We start from the raw sequence: 16,490 nt of genomic DNA, 5'->3' as shown, positions 1-16,490 counted from the left end.
ATGGCAATCGTCACCTACACCGACGATGACGGTGTTCACTACACCGACGAACACTCGAAGGCGTACGAGAACCACCAGAAGGCGCAGGCGGCCAAGCCTGACGTCAAGGAATCGCCGAGGCTCGACCCGCCCAAGCCGGTGGCGAAGGTCGACGTGAAGCCGGAGCACAAGGCGCTGTAATGGCCCGGGTGACGATCTACCGCGACAACGCCGAACGTGATGCCCGGAGGTTATCCACCGAGGGCCGCAAAGATGTTGCGGAGCAGATCAAGTCCGAGTTCGAAGCGATCGCACCACGCCGCACCGGCGAGTATGCCGGCGGCGCATCGGTGACGGTCGACGGCGATCGCGTGTACGTCGAAGACAATGACCCCGAAGCGTTCTGGAAAGAGTACGGAACTTCCAGGATGCGGGGGATTGCGGCATTGACGAACGCGGCTCGTAAGCACGGTAAATACAGCGGCTTCAAGCCTCGCGGATCCAGGAGGGGCTGATGACAGCATTCACCCCCTTCGCTCCGGGTGCGATTCGAGATTTCCTGATCAACAACGACGAGTTCGTTACTTACGTTGCGGCTGATCACATCTCGACCCGCGATATCCCGGACCCGATCACGAAGCCGTTCGTGACCTTGTCGGCGCCCAGCAATTATGGCGTCGACCCCATGCATCGGAAGCCGATGATCCAAGGCGACATCTGGGTTCCGATGCTCGAAATCCTCGGTGGCGATACCGATCCCGAGGAACTGGCGTGGATTATCGCCGACCTGGCCGGTCGACTGGTTCACAAAGCCCCTCGTTCGCAGCGGCAGTTTCGCAATGCGTCATGGGTTGCTCGTTGGATTGACGGCCCGATCACGGCCATCGACGACGAGCGAGGGCCCGACACCCTTCTCTTCCGGGCAATTGTCCGCTGGGACATGTCGATGGTCGTCCGCTAACTCGCCGAATCTCGGCGTCTCAACTGTCCCACCTCGGGTGATCTGCCGCGCCAGGCGTGCCCGAGGTGGGGCTCACCAACCGTGCTCACGTCCGTGAGCTCACCTCAGGAGGAACATTCGTGAGTACCTACGCAGATCCCAACAAGGCGTACGTCTGGCAGGATGGCGACGCATTCCGCGCCCCTGCCGGAACTGCAGCGCCCGCCGACCCGTTCGCATCCACACTCGTCACTGGCACTTCGCCTGGTGTGACCTGGGATGCCTTCGGTGGCATCGAGGCAGGGTTCGAGCAGAACCCCAGCCAGGACACCAAGGAGCTGCCGATCTGGAACTACCGGCAGTCGTCCTACAAGATCGCCCGCGGACCCCGCTCGGATCGCCTCAAGCTCAAGCCTGTCGACTACTCGAAGGCGACCGTGCTGACCCTGCTGCAGGGCGGCGAGATCATCACGACCGGCACCGCCCCCAATGAGGTCCACAAGTGGGTCATTGGCGATTCGGAAGAGTTCGCAATCCTGCTCCGCCTCGAAGACGAGGACGACAAGCAGGTTCTGTACTGCGAGCGCGCAACGCTGTTCACGCCTCCGCCGCGCTCCCTCGGTGGTGACAAGATCGACGGTTTCGAGCTCGAACTTCTCGCCCTGTCGCCGGTTCAGCTTCTCACCAACACGAACCCGCTCGCACCCTGATCTGAGGAGAACTCACAATGCCTGGCGCACCCCGCAAGACCGCACCCCGCAAGGCTCAGCCCAAGCCGGCTGAGCCTGCGGTGGTTGCAGAAGAAGTCGATGACGACACCTTCGATCTACTTTCTGTACTCGATACCGAGGATCTTCCGCCTGTTCCGGTCGTGCTCCGAGGAGTCCGAGCCGAGATCCGGCGAAGCTATACCGGCGAGGAGTCGGTGAAGTTCACCGAGTATCTCCGCAAGCAGCAGGTCGAGGAGGTTCTCAAGCTTCTCGCAGGCGAAGAGGATGGCCTCGCATTGTCTGCTGCGCTGTCTGCCTTCAATATCGAGCAAGGCGTGAAGCTCTTCAATTGGCTGGCCAAGAAGTCCACACTGACTTCGGGGGAAGCCATGGCGCTCTTGCCTGCCTACGCACGCGGGATGGATGGAGCGCAGCCCTCGCAGGATGCAGACGATTCTACGGACGAGACCTCCGAGACATCCTGACGGAGCCGCAGCGGGATGCGGTAATTCTCGTGGAGCAGGCCATCGAATGGCTGGCCGCAGAGAAGCGAGATTCCGAGAACCTCGCAATGCTCGTCGATCGCGACGACTACTGGCTCAACTCCGAATACGCCTCGTGGACATCTGATCCGGATGACCCTGAAGCGAAAGCTGAACGGGAGCGGCGGAAGAGGGCGGGCATCAAGCCCCCTCCGCTGCCCATTCTTCCGCCGATCGCATGTCGCGGACCGACTGAGATGGCAGCTGCTGCGGCCGATTTCGTTGCCCGGCGTCAGGAATTGAATCCTCCTGAACCGGCGAAGCCGAGACTTGCCGACATGGTCGGCCAGTGGCAGACCGGCTGACAACTCAATTCATTTTCCCGAACCGCCAACGGCCTCTGTGCCTCGGGGGTTCTTGCGTTCCAGGAGGTGGTCCCAATCGCTGGCGGACGCATTGATGTCGAGGTTGCAGCCGATCTATCGGAGTTCAACTCCCAGTTCGAAGAGGGTTTGGAGGGTGCCGGTGATGCTGCATCCAACTTTGCCGGGAAGATCGCCGGCGCCCTTGCGCTAACCGGTGCGGCTGTAAGTTTCGCGTCCGTCATCGACTTGGGTAACGAGTTCACTCGCACGCTCAATTCGATGTCGGGCGTCTCGGGTGCAACTGCGGCACAGATGGACGTCGTCAAGCAGAAGGCAATGGAGCTCGGCAACGATGTCGAGTTGTCGGCTACGTCGGCGAATGATGCAGCCGCGGCGATGACGGAGCTTGCCAAGGGTGGCTTCTCGGTCGATCAGTCGATGGAGGCAGCCAAGGGAACGCTGCAGTTGGCGGCTGCTGCACAGATTGATGCGGCCGAGGCTGCGACGATTCAGTCCCAGGCCCTTCAGGCGTTCGGCCTCGATGCCGACTATGCGGCGACTGCTGCTGACGTGTTGGCGAACGCGGCCAATGCGTCGAGTGCTGAGATCACGGATATCGCTGCCGGACTTCAGCAGTCCGGTGCGGTGGCCAATCAGTTCGGGCTCTCGATCGAAGAGACTGCGGCGACTCTCGGCGTTCTCGCGAATGCCGGTATCACCGGTTCTGACGCCGGCACGCTGCTGAAGTCGACCCTGCTGTCCTTGACGGATACGAGCAAGCCCGCTCAGGCCGCGATGGAAACTCTCGGCCTGAGCGTGTATGACGCCCAGGGCAATTTCGTCGGCATGGAGTCGCTGTTCGGCCAGCTCAAGGAAGCATCTGGCGAATTGACGCCAGAGATCTATCAGCAGGCATCGGCGACCCTGTTCGGGTCTGACGCGATGCGCCTCTCAGGCGTTGCTGCAGAGCAGGGCTCTGAGGGCTGGAACGTCATGCGCGAAGCAATCGGCCGCCAAGGAGCTGCCGCTGAGCTTGCCGCTGCCCAGAATCAGGGCTTGCCGGGCGTTTTCGAGCGTATGCAGAACACGTCCGAGCGTCTCCAGCTTCAGCTCTACGACTTGATCGACGGACCACTCGCAGGTTTCGGAACTGCTGTGGTCAACCTGGTCGACGGCGGACTCGACAAGTTCGACGCGGCAATGCACAACTCCAACGGCCTGATGGCCGGAATGGGCGAGTCCGTCTCAAGCTCGCTCACTGGCGTGCCCCTACTTGCGGGAGCTTTCGACAATGTCGTCAGTGCAGGTGAATCCCTCTGGGGGATGGTCACCAACATCGGTGAGGGGCTGGGCAACCTTGCAAGCGGAGCTGTCAAGTCGGGCGGTGCTGTCGATACTCTCCAGACCGCACTGACTCTGACGACTGGCGCTATCGCAGGTGTCTTCAATGTAATCGAGCCGGTAGTCGGCGTACTGGCTACGGCAGTCGGAGCATTCGGCTCACTGCCCGCTCCGATCCAAGCTGTCGCCACAGGTCTCATTGCACTCAAGCTTGCGTCGATGGCGTTTGGCACCGTCATGGCGAGAACTCCAGATCAGGTGGGACGCTTCGGCGCCGCCCTCCAGTCGACTGGTCGATTCGCGCAGGGCATTGGACCCGGACTTCGGACCGCCGGCTCCAACATCACCGCCTTCGGATCTGCAATCCGCACCTCGGCGCAGATGGTCAATCAGGCCAATCCGAACATGTCGGCATTCGGCCGGACGATGACCGTGCTGACGGCACAGTCGTCCGGGTTGACGAGTATGCGCACCGCATTCACTGGCGCGGCAACCGGGGCGACGCGATTCAGTGGAGCTCTCGCTGCAGCCCAGGTCGCCGGCAGGGGCATGGTCACTGCGGCCGGAAGTATGGTCTCCGCACTTGGTGGCGGATTCATGATCGGCATCGTCGCTGCGACAGTGGCGATTACGCAGATCAGTCGAGCGTCGGCAGATATGCGCGCTCAGCAGGCCGCGATCGTCGAAGGCTCGAACGCGGTCGGCGCTGCACAGCGTGACATGGCGAAGGAAATCCAGGCAGCCAACGGCGCTGTCTCGAACGGCGTTACGTCGGCTGTGGCAATGCAGGTCGATGCAATCCAGACTGAGCAGAAGAAGCTCGCCGACGCGAAGCCCTCGAAGTTCTGGTCGACGATCAAAGACAACTTCCAGGACGACGCCAAGGGCGCACGCGACGCTACCGATGCTGCGATCGCCCTTGGTGAGCAGGCTGAACGGATCAACACATCGTTCAACGAAGTGGGACTGACCTCCGCCGAGTTGAGTGGCAAGATCACCGGCACAGACGCCGCCTTCCAGGGTCTCGTTACAAGCCTTCAAGGTACGAGCAATGGTGGCGCGGATGCGGTCGCGGAAATGCAGGCGCTGCGCGACAAGTTTGTCTCCGCTGAGAACGCGGCAAAGGATACCACCCCGGGATTCTTCGACCTCACCGAGGCTATTCGAGTCCTGGGTGACGAGTCCTCCAGTTCCGCTGACCGTGTCAATGCGATCAAGACGGCGCTGGATGTGCTGTCAGGCAAAGCGATTCCGCTCTCCGATGCGGTGCAGCAGTACAACAAGACTCTGCGGGAGACTGCGGAAGCTGCTGCTGCAGGAATTGACCCAGCCAAGGGGTTCGGCGACGCACTCGTTGGCGATGGCGGTGCGCTGAGCACTGCTACTGCTAACGGCTCAGCACTACGTGACTCCCTGACGGGAATCACGAGCTCGACCGTCACCTTGACCGAGGCGACGATCGCTGCGGCGCTGGAGCAGGGCAAGTCGCTTCCTGATGCGCAGGCTGCTGCGCGTGCAGCAATGGCGCAGAACGAGACTGCATTGCAGAACCTCGCGCTGCAGTACAACCAGCCCATCGAGAAGATTCGCGAATGGGCTGCGGCTGAAGGCTTGCTGCCGGATCAGATCATCATGTTGGCCTCGCTGACTGGCACAACCGATGTCGAGCAGCAGCTCGCTGTAATTGGAGCAATGCTCAAGGGTGTCGGCCAAGGCGTCGACATTCCCGTGGATGCGTTGACTGATGAGGCAAAGCAGAAGCTCCTCGATACGGGCGCAACAATCGACGAGGTCACAGGCAAGCCTGGCGTTGTTCGCATTACGGCGCCGAATCAGCAAGCCTTGGATCAGATTCGAGCGGTCCAGCAAAGTCGCGATGGTCTGCAGAACAAGACCATCACGATCACGGTCGATGCCGTGCGAACTGCAGCAGCTCAGCAGGCATTCAACTCGACAGGTCAGTTTGGTCCAGTTGCTCCGATATTCAGAGCATTCGGCGGACCGATCGAGGGCGGCACGCCAGGCAAGGACTCAGTCCCTGTCATGGCAATGCCTGGCGAGCACATGCTCACCACGCAGGATGTCGACAACCTGGGCGGCCAAGACGGAGTGTTCCGATTCCGTGCCGCACTGGCGCAGGGCAAGGTTGGGAAGTTCGCAGACGGTGGAGCTATCGGCTCCGACGGCCTCGACAACATGATCAACTTCGCCCGGGCAAAGGCCGGTATCGGCTACAACTACGGGCCGTGGGACTGCTCGATGTACATGTCCCACATCGCCGCAACGGGCATGGGGCAGCAGCCTCGTCGACTATGGACGACGTACTCGATCCTCGGCGGCGACCTGCAGGGTATGCAGCCCGGTGGCGGTGAAGGTCACTTCCGGATCGGTGTCAGCCAGGAGCATATGGCCGGCACCTTGTTCCTGAAGGACGGATCTCGGGTCGATGTCGAGAACGGTGGCAGCAACTCCGGATCGACATTCGGCGGCAATGCGGCCGGATATGACGACGGCCAGTTCCCCAATCAGTTCCATCTTCCCGACGCGGCACTTTCGCCGGCGCTGCAGATGGCACTCACTGGAGGTTCTGGCGGTTCCGGAGCGTCGTACTCGGCTGGAGTCGCGAAGGATCCCTGGACTGAGAAAGATGCCCTCGCTCTCGAATCGGCTCGCGTAGCGGTCATTCAGGCGAAGGAAGCTCAGGACAAGGTCAATTCGAGTGACAAGAAGACCGAGGCGGATCGACAGCAAGCCGAACTGAAGGTGCAGCGCGCCGAACTCAAGGTTAAAGATCTCGAGCAAAAGCGCGACGGTGCCGGATCGGCAGCCTCACTGACTCCCGCTCCGGAACTTACGGGCGGGATGACCGAGGATGCGATCTCCATGCGCAACGCGGAGATCGCTGTTGTCGATGCGCAGTTGGCTCGCGACAAGGTCTACGCCGATGCCACGTCTACCTCCATTGACAAGGAGAAGGCGGACATGGCCGTCTACTCGGCGCAGAACGCGCTGGCCAAGGCCAAGACCGAGGGGAGTGGCGACGGGCAGACCTTCAACTTGAAGGACCGGGTGAAGAAGTTCGGTTCCGATGTTGCAGGGATTCTCGTCGATGCCGCGTTCGAGCAATTGCCGAGCGAGTTGTCCGAGTCTCGTTGGATCACAACGGACTGGGAAGGCTTGATGGGCAAGAAGGCTGCCCCGACACCCGCTGTTGCGGCACCGGTGTTCAGTACTGCGGAGATTCAGGCTCAGCTCCCGACCACCCCTGGCGTGCCTGGTTGGCAGAACATGCTGGCCGACATCAACGGGGACAACTGGCAGGAGCGACTCGCTGCTGCATTGAATCTGCCGACCGTCCTGCGCGACGGCGGTGGACCGGTTCCTCACGGCACTGCGGCACTGAACCTGTCGGGCGCCGAGGAGTGGATGCTCACCGCGGATGAGCGACTGAATCTCAGTCGTGACTTCGCGCTGATGCGTGGCACCAAGGGCGGCGATGGGGCAACCCAGATCGCCGGACTCGACGCCCTCGCCGCAGAGGTTCGCACCCTCGCATCTCGCCCGACGAGTAACTACACCTTCAACACTCGTGACGTCGAAGAAAACGCACGCCGAGTCCGCCAGATCGAAAACACAAGGGCACTTGGTGCGGGATCGAGGTTCTAAGTGAGCGTCCGTGAAGCGGAAGCAACGATCGACATCTTCGGTGCGGATGGAAGTTTCATGCGCATCGCAGGCGAAGGTCAGGGTGAACAAGGGGCTCAGCTCGCTACGGAAATGAAAGGCTTCTACGACGCCCCGGTGAAGACATTCCGAAGGGAAGGTGCTCACCAGATCGGTGGCAACTACCTCGGGAAGAAGTACACGATCCGGGACGTCGCCTTCGGCCTCCATGTTCACGGCAACGAGACGGAGTGGTGGGAGTCGCGAGACTCCGCCGTCCGCAAGGCCTTCTCGTACGAGTTGGACCCATGGAATCCAGATGCGCAGTTGGCTCGGATGCAGATCACGACGGAGATTTCGGGGGCCCGGAGTCTCCGTCTTGCATTGTCGGAGTCAATCGGGTTCGAGTCGGAGTTCGACCCACTGTTGATGCAGCGGGGCGTAACTCCAGTTCTCGCGGCAGCAATGCAGCCGATGTGGTTCGAGGACGACTTTCTCGGTACGCCGGAACATCCGGCGCACTGGGAGTTGACCTCGGGCACATCGGGTGAGGGGTCTGTGTGGATCTCCAATCCGACAGACCAGCCGATGGCGCACTCGTGGATCTGCAGCGGTACAGGAACCTTCGGACTCCCGGACTTCTCGTGGACCGGTCCGGAGTATGCGCGAGTCCCTGGCGTGGATTTCAAGACCGGGCGCGACGACTCGGAGCGGATGTACACAGTTCCGACGATCACGAGCGCCGACGGTGGTGGCGCCACGGTTCATGTGAGTCGGATGAAGATCCCGGTTCGCTCGTTCTCGAACACCAACATCGCCGGCCGCACCAACGGCAAACGTCTGCTCTACGCGGTTCCTCCGTACACGCCTCCGACCGAGGTTCCGGTCTACGTCACCGGAGCAAGTCCCGGTGCCGGCGTTCAACTTCGTATGCCTCGGCTGTGGTCGAGGCCATGGGGATTGGAATGATGTGACAGCACCAGTTCTCGAAGGAACACTCCTCGAACGCTGCAATGCGATCTGGGAAGCTACTGTCGCCCAGGAAAAGCGAGAGACACTTTGCCGTCTCGAACCTCCACTCGTACGCCTCTGGGACGGCGAATGGCACTGGCAGGGCGAAGTTGCCGCCGAGTACATGGGCAACTTCGAATGGAAGGACAACGACACCGGATCTGGTGTCATCGAGATTCCGTTCGATCACTACACCGCCCGGTGGATCTGGGACGAGAAGGGCCGCATGGCCCGCGGCGAGAAGCGCAACGTCCACATCACCGTCGACAAGAACGGCGCACGCTGGTCGGGCCGACTTGAAGACGTCACTGTCGACAACCGCGAAGACGGCTCAGTCGTTCTCGTCGCCAGGTTCTTGCATGACTACGAGAACTTGAAGTGGTACCAGATCTGGTCCAACGCTTTCCTGCCGGCAGCGGTGCAGTTCCCGCGAGTGTTCATGCTTGCCGGAGGCGCACGTTGGGCACTGCTCACCAGCCTGTTCCTGCAGGTGATGCGCGAGCAGACCTCGGCTTGGCACCTGCCCGACGACCCCCTACAGAAGGCTACGTGGGGATCGGGCGGACTGGACATGTCCAACTGGTCCGTCGCTGTCCAGCCGCACAGTTTCATGGACGACCTCAATGAGGGAATCTTGTGGGGCTTGGTCATTTCACGGTGGCAGACGTGGCACGACGTAGCGAAGCCGATTCTCGAAGACGCTGAACTGTCGGTCGTTCCGCGGCGCTACCTCGAAGGCGATCCGCCTCCGTGGCCCGGCGCGAACCTGCGTCACGGCTGCCTGGTGATCGACATCGTCGACAAGTCCGGTTACTACACCGGCACCGCCAATGGTGGCAATCAGTGGGATGGCCTGCAGCGGACGATCGCGAACTTCACGTCCGACTTCATCGACAGCACCGAGTCGCTGATCAGTGACACGAACATGCCGTCCGAGTACTCGCAGCCGGACTTCAAGAGCACCAACAAGATCGCGCCGTATGTCTCCTACCTAATGGGTGACGAGACCGGCATCCAGACCTCGAAATTCACCCGCATTCCCGCCAAGGGAATTCAGGTCAACTGCGGTGGTCACTCGATGCCCGGCGTGAACGAATTGATCTCCGCGACAGTTCAGATGGTCGGCGACCTTACCGCGATGATCCCCGGCGTTCCGCCTATGGGCGGTGTTGCGGATGCGGTACTCAAGCCGATCTACACCGACACCCTCCTTGCGTGGATGTCGGTCAAGTCGAATCAGCGTGCCGTGAACTCGGGCTGGTCGAGATACTTCGAGTACTTCCAGGATGGTGCGGACAAGGCGTACACCCTCTCGTCGCTGATGGTTCTGCGGCAGGGGTTCTGGGCTACCCGCTCACGGTTCGCCCACGAGGTTGCGATCCTTGACGGCTCTCCGTGGTTGATCGGAGATCGCGGGCAAGGTCACCTCTGGCTGTCGGATCGCATGTCCGCGCAGATCACCGGCGACTGGACCGGAGACCTCTACGTCGACCGGGTTCGCTCAATCGTCCTCGCATGGGATGAGAACAGTCCGGCCGAGTGGGTTCCGGTCATCGGCGACAACTCGGTTCTCAAGGATCCGGCGCAGCGCGCGATGGAGCAGCTCGAAAAAGCAATGACCGGGCTGTCCATGCTCGGCGTCTTCTAAGGGAGCGAAATGGGATTCACCTTGGGCGAGATGCCCACACGCGACAACTGTGATCCGAACGATCCACGCGAAGCGTTCCTGTGGATGCTGATTGCACTCCCAGGCATGAAGGGTGCCCCAGTTCCGTGGCCGATCGAATACTTCATGGAGATATCCGAGCGGCTCTGGAACTGCGGCGCCAGGCCTGGGATTGGCGAGCAGACGATCTGGTACAACCCACCGCAGTCGGGTGACATCTCGCCGATGTTCGCTGCCGGCGCATGGGAGGACCATCCGCCCGAGGTGCAGGATCTCGGCATCGACCTGAAGTCGCTGGGCATGGCTGTCCAGCGTGAGGTCAGGCGTCAGGCGCTGGAGCTCGAGCCCGACGCACCGACCGAGGTCGAGGCTCCGGCGACGGTGACAGAGCCGGCAAAGTGGCCCGAGAAGATCCGGGTTCACTACCTCGCAAAGAAGTTGGGCTCGACGTCGGCGGATGTCCTTGCGGTGTGTGCCGAGATCGGCGTGCCTGCGAAGTCTGCGCAGTCCAGCATTCCCGGCAATCGGTGCGCGGCGATTCGAGATCAATTGCGCATCAACGCGCTGCTTGCGCAGCGCCCTCGACCTGGAGGTCACCGATGAAGGTTCTCAATCATCAGTACACCGTCCAGGAAACTGGGTTCTGGTGCGGCCCTGGCTCGACGCAGATCGTCCTGACTTGTCGAGGCATTGACGTGCCGGAGCAGCAGCTCGCGCTCGAGCTCGGCACGACAACGAACGGCACGGACTGGATCGGGCAGATCACTCAACTGCTGGCCCGGCGAACCGGGTTGCCGTATGTGACTCGTGAGATGCCGAACGACCCACCGACGCGGGCGCAGATTGATCTGCTTTGGAATGACATCCGAGCAAGTATCAACGCCGGCTGCGGCTTGGTGGCGAACATCGTGGCGCCTGCCAACAATCACCCTCCTGGGTATCCGAACTACACGATCTATCACTATGTGGCGATCGTCGGCTATGACGAGAAGAACGGCGTCTACGTGGCTGATCCGGCACGCTTCGGCGGGATTGAGCACTATTGGCTCTCGCTGGAGAAGATGGCGTCGCTGATCTGCCCGAAGGGGTATTCAGCCGCGCCCACCGCGGCTCCACCAGCATCTCCGGCGCCTGCTGTCGATGCATGGCTTCCAGTCTTCGAACAGTTCATAGGGCCGGTGAAGTAATGGGCAACAGGCCGATACCGGATCTCACCCCGCCAGGATTCACCCGCTCCGCCGACCATGGCCGCGTGCACTCGCTGCATTACCCGGACGGCACCATCCGTATCAGGCATGAATGCCACCGGCCGAGAGATGGCCGGACGTTAATTCACGCGCCGACGTTGACCATCCCCGGACATGTCGTGGTATCGACCGATCCGGTGACGATCACGCCGTCGATCCTGTGCTGCGACTGCGGCATGCACGGTTTCCTCACCGATGGAATCTGGAGGGACTGCTGATGGACGTTCAAACCCTGGCGCGGATCATGGATTACCGCGTGCCGATGTCCCGCTACGAGGAACTGTGCGGGCCGTTCAATGCCGCGATGATCCAGGCCGGCTGCACGACCGAGCGTCGGGCGACGATGTGGTGCGCTCAACTCGGGCACGAGTCCGGCGGGCTGCAGTGGATGGAAGAGATCGCCAGCGGCAGCGCCTACGAGGGGCGCCAGGACCTCGGCAACACACAGTTCGGCGACGGCGTTCGGTTCAAGGGCCGCGGTCCGATCCAGATCACCGGCCGCTACAACTACGGCAAGGTCTCCGAGTGGGCGCACAGCAAAGGCTATGTACCGACGCCGACCTACTTCGTCGACAACCCCGCCGAACTGTCCAATCCGACATACGGATTCCTCGGCGCCGTCTGGTACTGGACCGTCGCCCGGAACATCAACGCCCTCGCGGACGACGACGACCTGATCGGCGCGACCCGAGCGGTCAACGGCGGCACGAACGGACTCGACGATCGCCGCGACTACTGGCATCGCGCCGGGAATGCAGGCTCCGCGATCCTCCCCACTCAACCTCAATCAGGAGGCAACCCCATGGGTACACCAGAACTCGTTCAAGATCAGCTCTCAGGCCCCGGCGGTCAGGGGTGGCCATTCCTTGGAGGTCCATCCAAGCAGGACCCCAACCGCGCAAACACCCTCCCTGAAGCCGTAGGCGAGGTGCGCGATGCACTCACAACCCCTCGCCCCTCGCTGATCAATCCCGCCGTTTCATTCGATGCGGTGACTTACCTCCAGTTGGTCGACGCTGCGGCGTATCGAACTGAGAAGGCTGTCGAGGAGCTGACCAAGCAGGTCGCGGAACAGTCCAGGCAGATCGCGTTGCTGGTCAAGACGATCGGGGGCAAGTGATGTCGAAACTCGTGCAGGCATTCCCGCAGGTTCGTCTCGCCATCTATGGCATCGCTAGTGCGACGCTCGCGGGTCTCGTGATCGCTGGCGTTGTCACCGAGGGGCAGTCGAGCAATATCCTGAACTACGTCGGCCTTGGCCTCGGCGCTCTCGCAACATTGCTGGCCGGATTGAATGTCTCAAAGCCGCCCGTAGCAGACCAGTCCACAGCCTCAGGCGGGGCTAATGGGTTCGAGTTGGTCCTTACCGGCGCCGGTGGCGGAGGCGGCGGCTCGATACCTGGGGTCAATGACGTAATTAGCCAGGGCATTCAGCAGGTCCAAGCGGCCATCACTCCGTCCGTCGATCAGATCCGAGCGCAGCTGGAGCAGCAACTCGGCCGCCGGACCGAGGGCTAGCTAGTGCCCGCGGGGTTTACCCCCGAAAACCTCTCCAGCCCCTGGATCCTGGTCGGTCTCGTCTTCTGCCTCGTCATGTTCGGCGCCCTCGTCCCACGCTGGATCCACAAGGCCATCGTCAACGACAAGAACAAAGAGATCGAAGCGTGGAAAGCGACAGCAGGTAAAGCGCTGGAGCAGAACTCGGACCTCATCGGCCATTCCACCACTGCACTTCACATTGGCGACGAGATCAAGCGGCTCGCCGAGAGGGGCGGTACCGGATGACGTGGTGGTGGAAACAGAGGCGAGATGCGCAACGGGGGCGCGAAGAGGCTGAGCAGGTCCTCAAAGAAGTGAAGTCCCGGGATCCGTTCATCGCGGAGTTGGGACGTAAGCACCGATTGATGGTGCAGATCAACGGGTTCGGCGAGGACGTCGAGCAGGCCATGGGCAGAAAGAAGGGGCACGCATGAAACTCATCATGCTGCTGGCCGCGCTGGCCGGAGTGGTGATTGTCGGGATATTCGATCCGGAAACTGAGGCTCGAATTTTCTTGACGTCGATGACTGTCCTGGCTTGGACGTTCACGATCATGTATGTGACCCGTTCTCCGTGGCGGGCGACTCAGGGTGGTCGGGCGTTACTGTACACGTCGGCTGCTATCGCTCTGCTTGGCACTCAACTGATTTCGGTGTGGTGGTTCGGAGACTACCGATTCCGTGCCGAGGTCCGAGACCTCGTTGTCGTCCTACTAATCCTGACATTGCTGTACCGGATTCTCGTGCTGTTCCGCATTCAGCAGGCGGCGCGTCGAGATGGCGAAAGTGATCACAGAACTCTCGTTGCGAAATTGCGTGAACTGCTCACGCGCTTGCGGAAACGCATTCAGCAGAGTGCTCGTCGAGTAAGCGAATCGGATTCCACCAAGGAGGTCTAGTCCATGACCATGCCTTCAGGTGGAAACCCACCAGGTTCACTGGCTCCCGGCGGCTTCGCCGCATGGCAGGCGATGACCGAGGCCGACGCGAAGACGATGATGGCCGGCGGCACCAAAGGCGCTTTCGGTGGCGCTCAGAACGCCTTTCGATTCAGTATCCAGTCGCCATTGGCCGAGCAGATCGCGATCACAAACTCGCACGAAATCGAGATCACACAACTGAAAGACGCCTACCGGCAGATGATCCTGCAGGGCGAGGCCCTCGTGTTCACCACTCCGGGTGTCTATTACCCATCTGAGGGGATCGTGTCAGTCGACCTGATCCTCATCGGCGCCGGTGGCGGTGGCGGTGGCGGCAAGTGGGACACCCAGATCGGCAACCGGCAGGGCGGATCCGGCGGCGGCGGAGGTGGTGAAATCACGGCCACAATCCCGGCGAACCTCCTCCCATCCTCGGTGAGTATCACGATCTACCAGGCCGGAGTCGGTGGCGGTCGCGAAGCTGCAGGATCCGGCGGCGGCAACGTCCTGTTCGGAAACTACCTCATCGCAGGCGGAGGGCAAGGCGGCCTCGGCGGCAACGGCAACGACCACCCGACACCAGCAGGAGGCTCCGGACTCATTGGCGGCGGCCTCGGCGGAGTCGGCGGTTTCACGCCGAACACTGCTGGCGGATGGTCGAACTACCCCGGCGAACTTCGCGGTGGCGGAGGCGGCGGAGGCGGCGCAAGTAGCATCGGTGGAATCGGCGGAACTGGCGGAGCATCACCAGGCGGGCTCCCCGGCCTGAATGGCACCGCACCAGCCGAGATCATCGCGACCGGCGGCGGTGGAGGCGGAGGGGGCTACTTCGGAAGCCTCAACGGCGGCAACGGGGCACACCCCGGTGGCGGAGGCGGCGGAGGCATGGGCGGCGGGATCAACCAGACCGGCAACGGCGGCAACGGCGGCATGGGGAAGCTCTTCATCATCGAACGGAAGTTCTGATGTCCCGCAACATCACCCGAGTGTTCACAACCTCGGGAACATGGACGAAAGATCCGAAGCTGTATTCGATCGAGCTGGTAGTTCGTGGCGGTGGCGGGGGCGGGAGTTGGCCGGCGGCGAATGGCAACGGTCACGGCGGTGGGGGCGGAGCTTCCGTGAAGTCTCCCAGGCGCCGGATCGCGGCGATGGACCTGCCCGACACAGTGCAGGTCACAGTCGGAACGGGCGGCCTTGGCGGCAACTCCTCGAATCGCAACGGCGGCGATGGTGGGCGATCTGCATTCGGCGACATCCTCGAGACCGAGGGCGGCAAAGGTGCTACGACCACAACTCGCGGCAAGGGCGGCCAATCGCCATTCCCCGGTGGCGATGGATCCCAAGCCGGTGCGGCTGGCGGCATTGCTTTCAATCCTCGCTACTCGCTACTGGCGGGCGGCGGCGGTGGAGCTGGTGGCGGTAATGCCAACGGCGGCAAGTCCGCTCTCGTTCCTGGCGGTACAGGTAGCCCAGCGTTCTGGCAGACACTCCAGTCCGGCGGCGGAGGCGGGTCAGGTGCCACTGGCGGATTCCCGGCAGGCGGGGGCGGTGGTGGTCAGGCGCCCAGTGTTCCTGCAGGTAAAGGCGCCAATGGCTGCGTGACGGTCATCGAATATCTCTACGACGAGGATTGATATGCCAACAGCAACTTTGATCGACGCCAACTATGGCGGATGCCCCGGCCCCGCGCACCTGTACGAACTGTCGGAACCGTTGGCGGAGAATCGCCGCGAACTTGTCGGTGGGCAGTGGGTGACATTGACGCACGCTCGCGTAATCGTTTGGGTGCAGCCCGCTTTCGGGTCGATGAGCCCTTGCGTGAAGGTAGTCCCACTGCGGACGACAGAGGCGCCAGCACTGAACGTGGAGATGCCTGGTTCGTACATCTTGCAGCATGAGGTGTCGATCGACGAGGCCGCATGGTGGGCGCTGATGACGGCAGGTGGTTACGAGATTGTGGTGCCCGATCCGGTGGTTGACGACAGTCCTGCCGAGTTCGACGAGCCGACAACCCTCGAACCTCTCGCCCTCGACAAGGCTGAACCTGAAGTTGCCGAGGTGATCCGAGTCCACGAACTCGCACATGAACTCGGCATCGACTCCGCTGCGCTCCTCGCCAAACTCGCCGAATACGGCAGCACCATCACGAACGCATCCGCGAACGTCGACCACGACACCGCCCAGATCATGCGCGGCATATACGCAGAGGGGGAGTCGTGACCGTTGTAAGTGAAACCCTCACCGACGCGGCGGGCAATCCTGAGACCAAGCCGCTCACTTTCTTCATTGAGCAGATACGTGAATCGGCTTCAGGCACTTCGACGATCAGCGTCAAACGCGTCGATGCGCCCGTTGTCGGCGGAGTCCTGACAGTCAACCTCGACCCAGGTCCGGCCCGAGTCGAATGGCGCGGCAAAACCTACGCGATCATCGTCCCGGTTTCCGCCACTCCTGTCAGGCTCTGGCCTCTCATTGATGCCGGCCTCCCTGCGCCGGGACTTGGCGAACCAGGCTTCGTTCGCAACGCGGGCGGCATCGCACGAATCCAGCGAACCACCGTCGCCAACTACGCGGCGATTCCCAGCAAAGACCCCGAGACCCTCTACATCACTTTCGAGTCCTAGG

At 61.9% G+C, this 16,490-nt stretch carries 20 protein-coding genes; all 20 read left to right on the top strand.

Going from position 1 to position 16,490, the window contains the following annotated elements:
* The 20 genes from B0E55_RS08120 to B0E55_RS08025 all read left to right on the top strand — a co-directional run bounded on the left by B0E55_RS08120 (position 1) and on the right by B0E55_RS08025 (position 16,489).
* Entirely contained in the window at positions 1-180 is a 180-nt protein-coding gene (locus tag B0E55_RS08120; protein WP_080909475.1) for a hypothetical protein, read from the top strand.
* Positions 180-494: a hypothetical protein gene (locus B0E55_RS08115; protein ID WP_080909474.1), complete on the top strand. Its 315-nt coding sequence runs from the start codon at positions 180-182 to the stop codon at positions 492-494. Before B0E55_RS08120 ends, B0E55_RS08115 begins: the two co-directional genes overlap by 1 nt.
* On the top strand, positions 494-940 hold the full coding sequence (locus tag B0E55_RS08110; protein ID WP_080909473.1) for a hypothetical protein: 447 nt from the start codon (positions 494-496) through the stop codon (positions 938-940). The genes B0E55_RS08115 and B0E55_RS08110 overlap by 1 nt, the downstream gene beginning before the upstream one ends.
* 119 nt (positions 941-1,059) lie before the next feature.
* A complete protein-coding gene (locus tag B0E55_RS08105; RefSeq protein WP_080909647.1) occupies positions 1,060-1,629 on the top strand; it encodes a hypothetical protein in 570 nt (189 codons plus the stop codon).
* A 17-nt stretch (positions 1,630-1,646) separates the two neighbouring features.
* On the top strand, positions 1,647-2,114 hold the full coding sequence (locus tag B0E55_RS08100; RefSeq protein ID WP_080909472.1) for a hypothetical protein: 468 nt from the start codon (positions 1,647-1,649) through the stop codon (positions 2,112-2,114).
* Positions 2,115-2,143: 29 nt separating this feature from the next.
* A complete protein-coding gene (locus B0E55_RS08095; protein ID WP_080909471.1) occupies positions 2,144-2,476 on the top strand; it encodes a hypothetical protein in 333 nt (110 codons plus the stop codon).
* A gap of 66 nt (positions 2,477-2,542) precedes the next feature.
* On the top strand, positions 2,543-7,483 hold the full coding sequence (locus B0E55_RS08090) for a phage tail tape measure protein (protein WP_080909470.1): 4,941 nt from the start codon (positions 2,543-2,545) through the stop codon (positions 7,481-7,483).
* Positions 7,484-8,449 carry a hypothetical protein gene (locus B0E55_RS08085; protein ID WP_080909469.1) on the top strand — a complete coding sequence of 322 codons (966 nt, stop codon included), beginning with the start codon at positions 7,484-7,486 and terminating at the stop codon, positions 8,447-8,449.
* A gap of 1 nt (position 8,450) precedes the next feature.
* Positions 8,451-10,139 (top strand): Gp37-like protein, encoded by a 1,689-nt coding sequence (locus B0E55_RS08080; RefSeq protein WP_080909468.1) that lies wholly within the window; start codon positions 8,451-8,453, stop codon positions 10,137-10,139.
* A 9-nt stretch (positions 10,140-10,148) separates the two neighbouring features.
* The gene (locus B0E55_RS08075) at positions 10,149-10,760 is read left to right on the top strand and encodes a translation initiation factor IF-2 N-terminal domain-containing protein (protein ID WP_080909467.1); all 612 of its coding nucleotides are present in this window, start codon (positions 10,149-10,151) and stop codon (positions 10,758-10,760) included.
* The gene (locus B0E55_RS08070) at positions 10,757-11,344 is read left to right on the top strand and encodes a C39 family peptidase (RefSeq protein WP_080909466.1); all 588 of its coding nucleotides are present in this window, start codon (positions 10,757-10,759) and stop codon (positions 11,342-11,344) included. Before B0E55_RS08075 ends, B0E55_RS08070 begins: the two co-directional genes overlap by 4 nt.
* A gap of 277 nt (positions 11,345-11,621) precedes the next feature.
* Complete coding sequence (locus B0E55_RS32610) at positions 11,622-12,524, top strand: glycoside hydrolase family 19 protein (RefSeq protein ID WP_108912704.1); 903 nt, start codon at positions 11,622-11,624, stop codon at positions 12,522-12,524.
* Entirely contained in the window at positions 12,524-12,922 is a 399-nt protein-coding gene (locus B0E55_RS08060; RefSeq protein WP_080909464.1) for a hypothetical protein, read from the top strand. The genes B0E55_RS32610 and B0E55_RS08060 overlap by 1 nt, the downstream gene beginning before the upstream one ends.
* A gap of 3 nt (positions 12,923-12,925) precedes the next feature.
* Positions 12,926-13,189, top strand: coding sequence for a hypothetical protein (locus tag B0E55_RS08055; protein WP_080909463.1), 264 nt, complete (start codon positions 12,926-12,928; stop codon positions 13,187-13,189).
* On the top strand, positions 13,186-13,377 hold the full coding sequence (locus tag B0E55_RS08050; protein ID WP_080909462.1) for a DUF7620 family protein: 192 nt from the start codon (positions 13,186-13,188) through the stop codon (positions 13,375-13,377). Before B0E55_RS08055 ends, B0E55_RS08050 begins: the two co-directional genes overlap by 4 nt.
* A complete protein-coding gene (locus B0E55_RS08045) occupies positions 13,374-13,841 on the top strand; it encodes a putative phage holin (RefSeq protein WP_198538404.1) in 468 nt (155 codons plus the stop codon). The genes B0E55_RS08050 and B0E55_RS08045 overlap by 4 nt, the downstream gene beginning before the upstream one ends.
* Positions 13,842-13,844: 3 nt before the next feature.
* The gene (locus tag B0E55_RS32440; protein ID WP_198538403.1) at positions 13,845-14,828 is read left to right on the top strand and encodes a hypothetical protein; all 984 of its coding nucleotides are present in this window, start codon (positions 13,845-13,847) and stop codon (positions 14,826-14,828) included.
* Positions 14,828-15,499, top strand: coding sequence for a glycine-rich domain-containing protein (locus B0E55_RS08035; RefSeq protein WP_080909461.1), 672 nt, complete (start codon positions 14,828-14,830; stop codon positions 15,497-15,499). Before B0E55_RS32440 ends, B0E55_RS08035 begins: the two co-directional genes overlap by 1 nt.
* 1 nt (position 15,500) lies before the next feature.
* Complete coding sequence (locus B0E55_RS08030) at positions 15,501-16,085, top strand: translation initiation factor IF-2 N-terminal domain-containing protein (RefSeq protein ID WP_080909460.1); 585 nt, start codon at positions 15,501-15,503, stop codon at positions 16,083-16,085.
* Complete coding sequence (locus tag B0E55_RS08025; protein WP_080909459.1) at positions 16,082-16,489, top strand: hypothetical protein; 408 nt, start codon at positions 16,082-16,084, stop codon at positions 16,487-16,489. Before B0E55_RS08030 ends, B0E55_RS08025 begins: the two co-directional genes overlap by 4 nt.
* Position 16,490: the final 1 nt, after the last annotated feature.

It is taken from the genome of Rhodococcus sp. 66b (assembly GCF_002076325.1).
GTDB lineage: Bacteria > Actinomycetota > Actinomycetes > Mycobacteriales > Mycobacteriaceae > Rhodococcus_F > Rhodococcus_F erythropolis.
The sequence above is the reverse complement of the archived record's forward strand: the minus strand, read 5'-3'. Positions and strand labels throughout refer to the sequence as shown.

What these genes read in the sequence shown, in the direction of transcription:
- B0E55_RS08120 (WP_080909475.1), top strand. Translation starts at nt 1, where the DNA reads ATGGCAATCGTCACCTACACCGACGATGACGGTGTTCACTACACCGAC.
- B0E55_RS08115 (WP_080909474.1), top strand. Translation starts at nt 180, where the DNA reads ATGGCCCGGGTGACGATCTACCGCGACAACGCCGAACGTGATGCCCGG.
- B0E55_RS08110 (WP_080909473.1), top strand. Translation starts at nt 494, where the DNA reads ATGACAGCATTCACCCCCTTCGCTCCGGGTGCGATTCGAGATTTCCTG.
- B0E55_RS08100 (WP_080909472.1), top strand. Translation starts at nt 1,647, where the DNA reads ATGCCTGGCGCACCCCGCAAGACCGCACCCCGCAAGGCTCAGCCCAAG.
- B0E55_RS08075 (WP_080909467.1), top strand. Translation starts at nt 10,149, where the DNA reads ATGGGATTCACCTTGGGCGAGATGCCCACACGCGACAACTGTGATCCG.
- B0E55_RS08070 (WP_080909466.1), top strand. Translation starts at nt 10,757, where the DNA reads ATGAAGGTTCTCAATCATCAGTACACCGTCCAGGAAACTGGGTTCTGG.
- B0E55_RS32610 (WP_108912704.1), top strand. Translation starts at nt 11,622, where the DNA reads ATGGACGTTCAAACCCTGGCGCGGATCATGGATTACCGCGTGCCGATG.
- B0E55_RS08060 (WP_080909464.1), top strand. Translation starts at nt 12,524, where the DNA reads ATGTCGAAACTCGTGCAGGCATTCCCGCAGGTTCGTCTCGCCATCTAT.
- B0E55_RS08050 (WP_080909462.1), top strand. Translation starts at nt 13,186, where the DNA reads ATGACGTGGTGGTGGAAACAGAGGCGAGATGCGCAACGGGGGCGCGAA.
- B0E55_RS08045 (WP_198538404.1), top strand. Translation starts at nt 13,374, where the DNA reads ATGAAACTCATCATGCTGCTGGCCGCGCTGGCCGGAGTGGTGATTGTC.
- B0E55_RS32440 (WP_198538403.1), top strand. Translation starts at nt 13,845, where the DNA reads ATGACCATGCCTTCAGGTGGAAACCCACCAGGTTCACTGGCTCCCGGC.
- B0E55_RS08035 (WP_080909461.1), top strand. Translation starts at nt 14,828, where the DNA reads ATGTCCCGCAACATCACCCGAGTGTTCACAACCTCGGGAACATGGACG.
- B0E55_RS08030 (WP_080909460.1), top strand. Translation starts at nt 15,501, where the DNA reads ATGCCAACAGCAACTTTGATCGACGCCAACTATGGCGGATGCCCCGGC.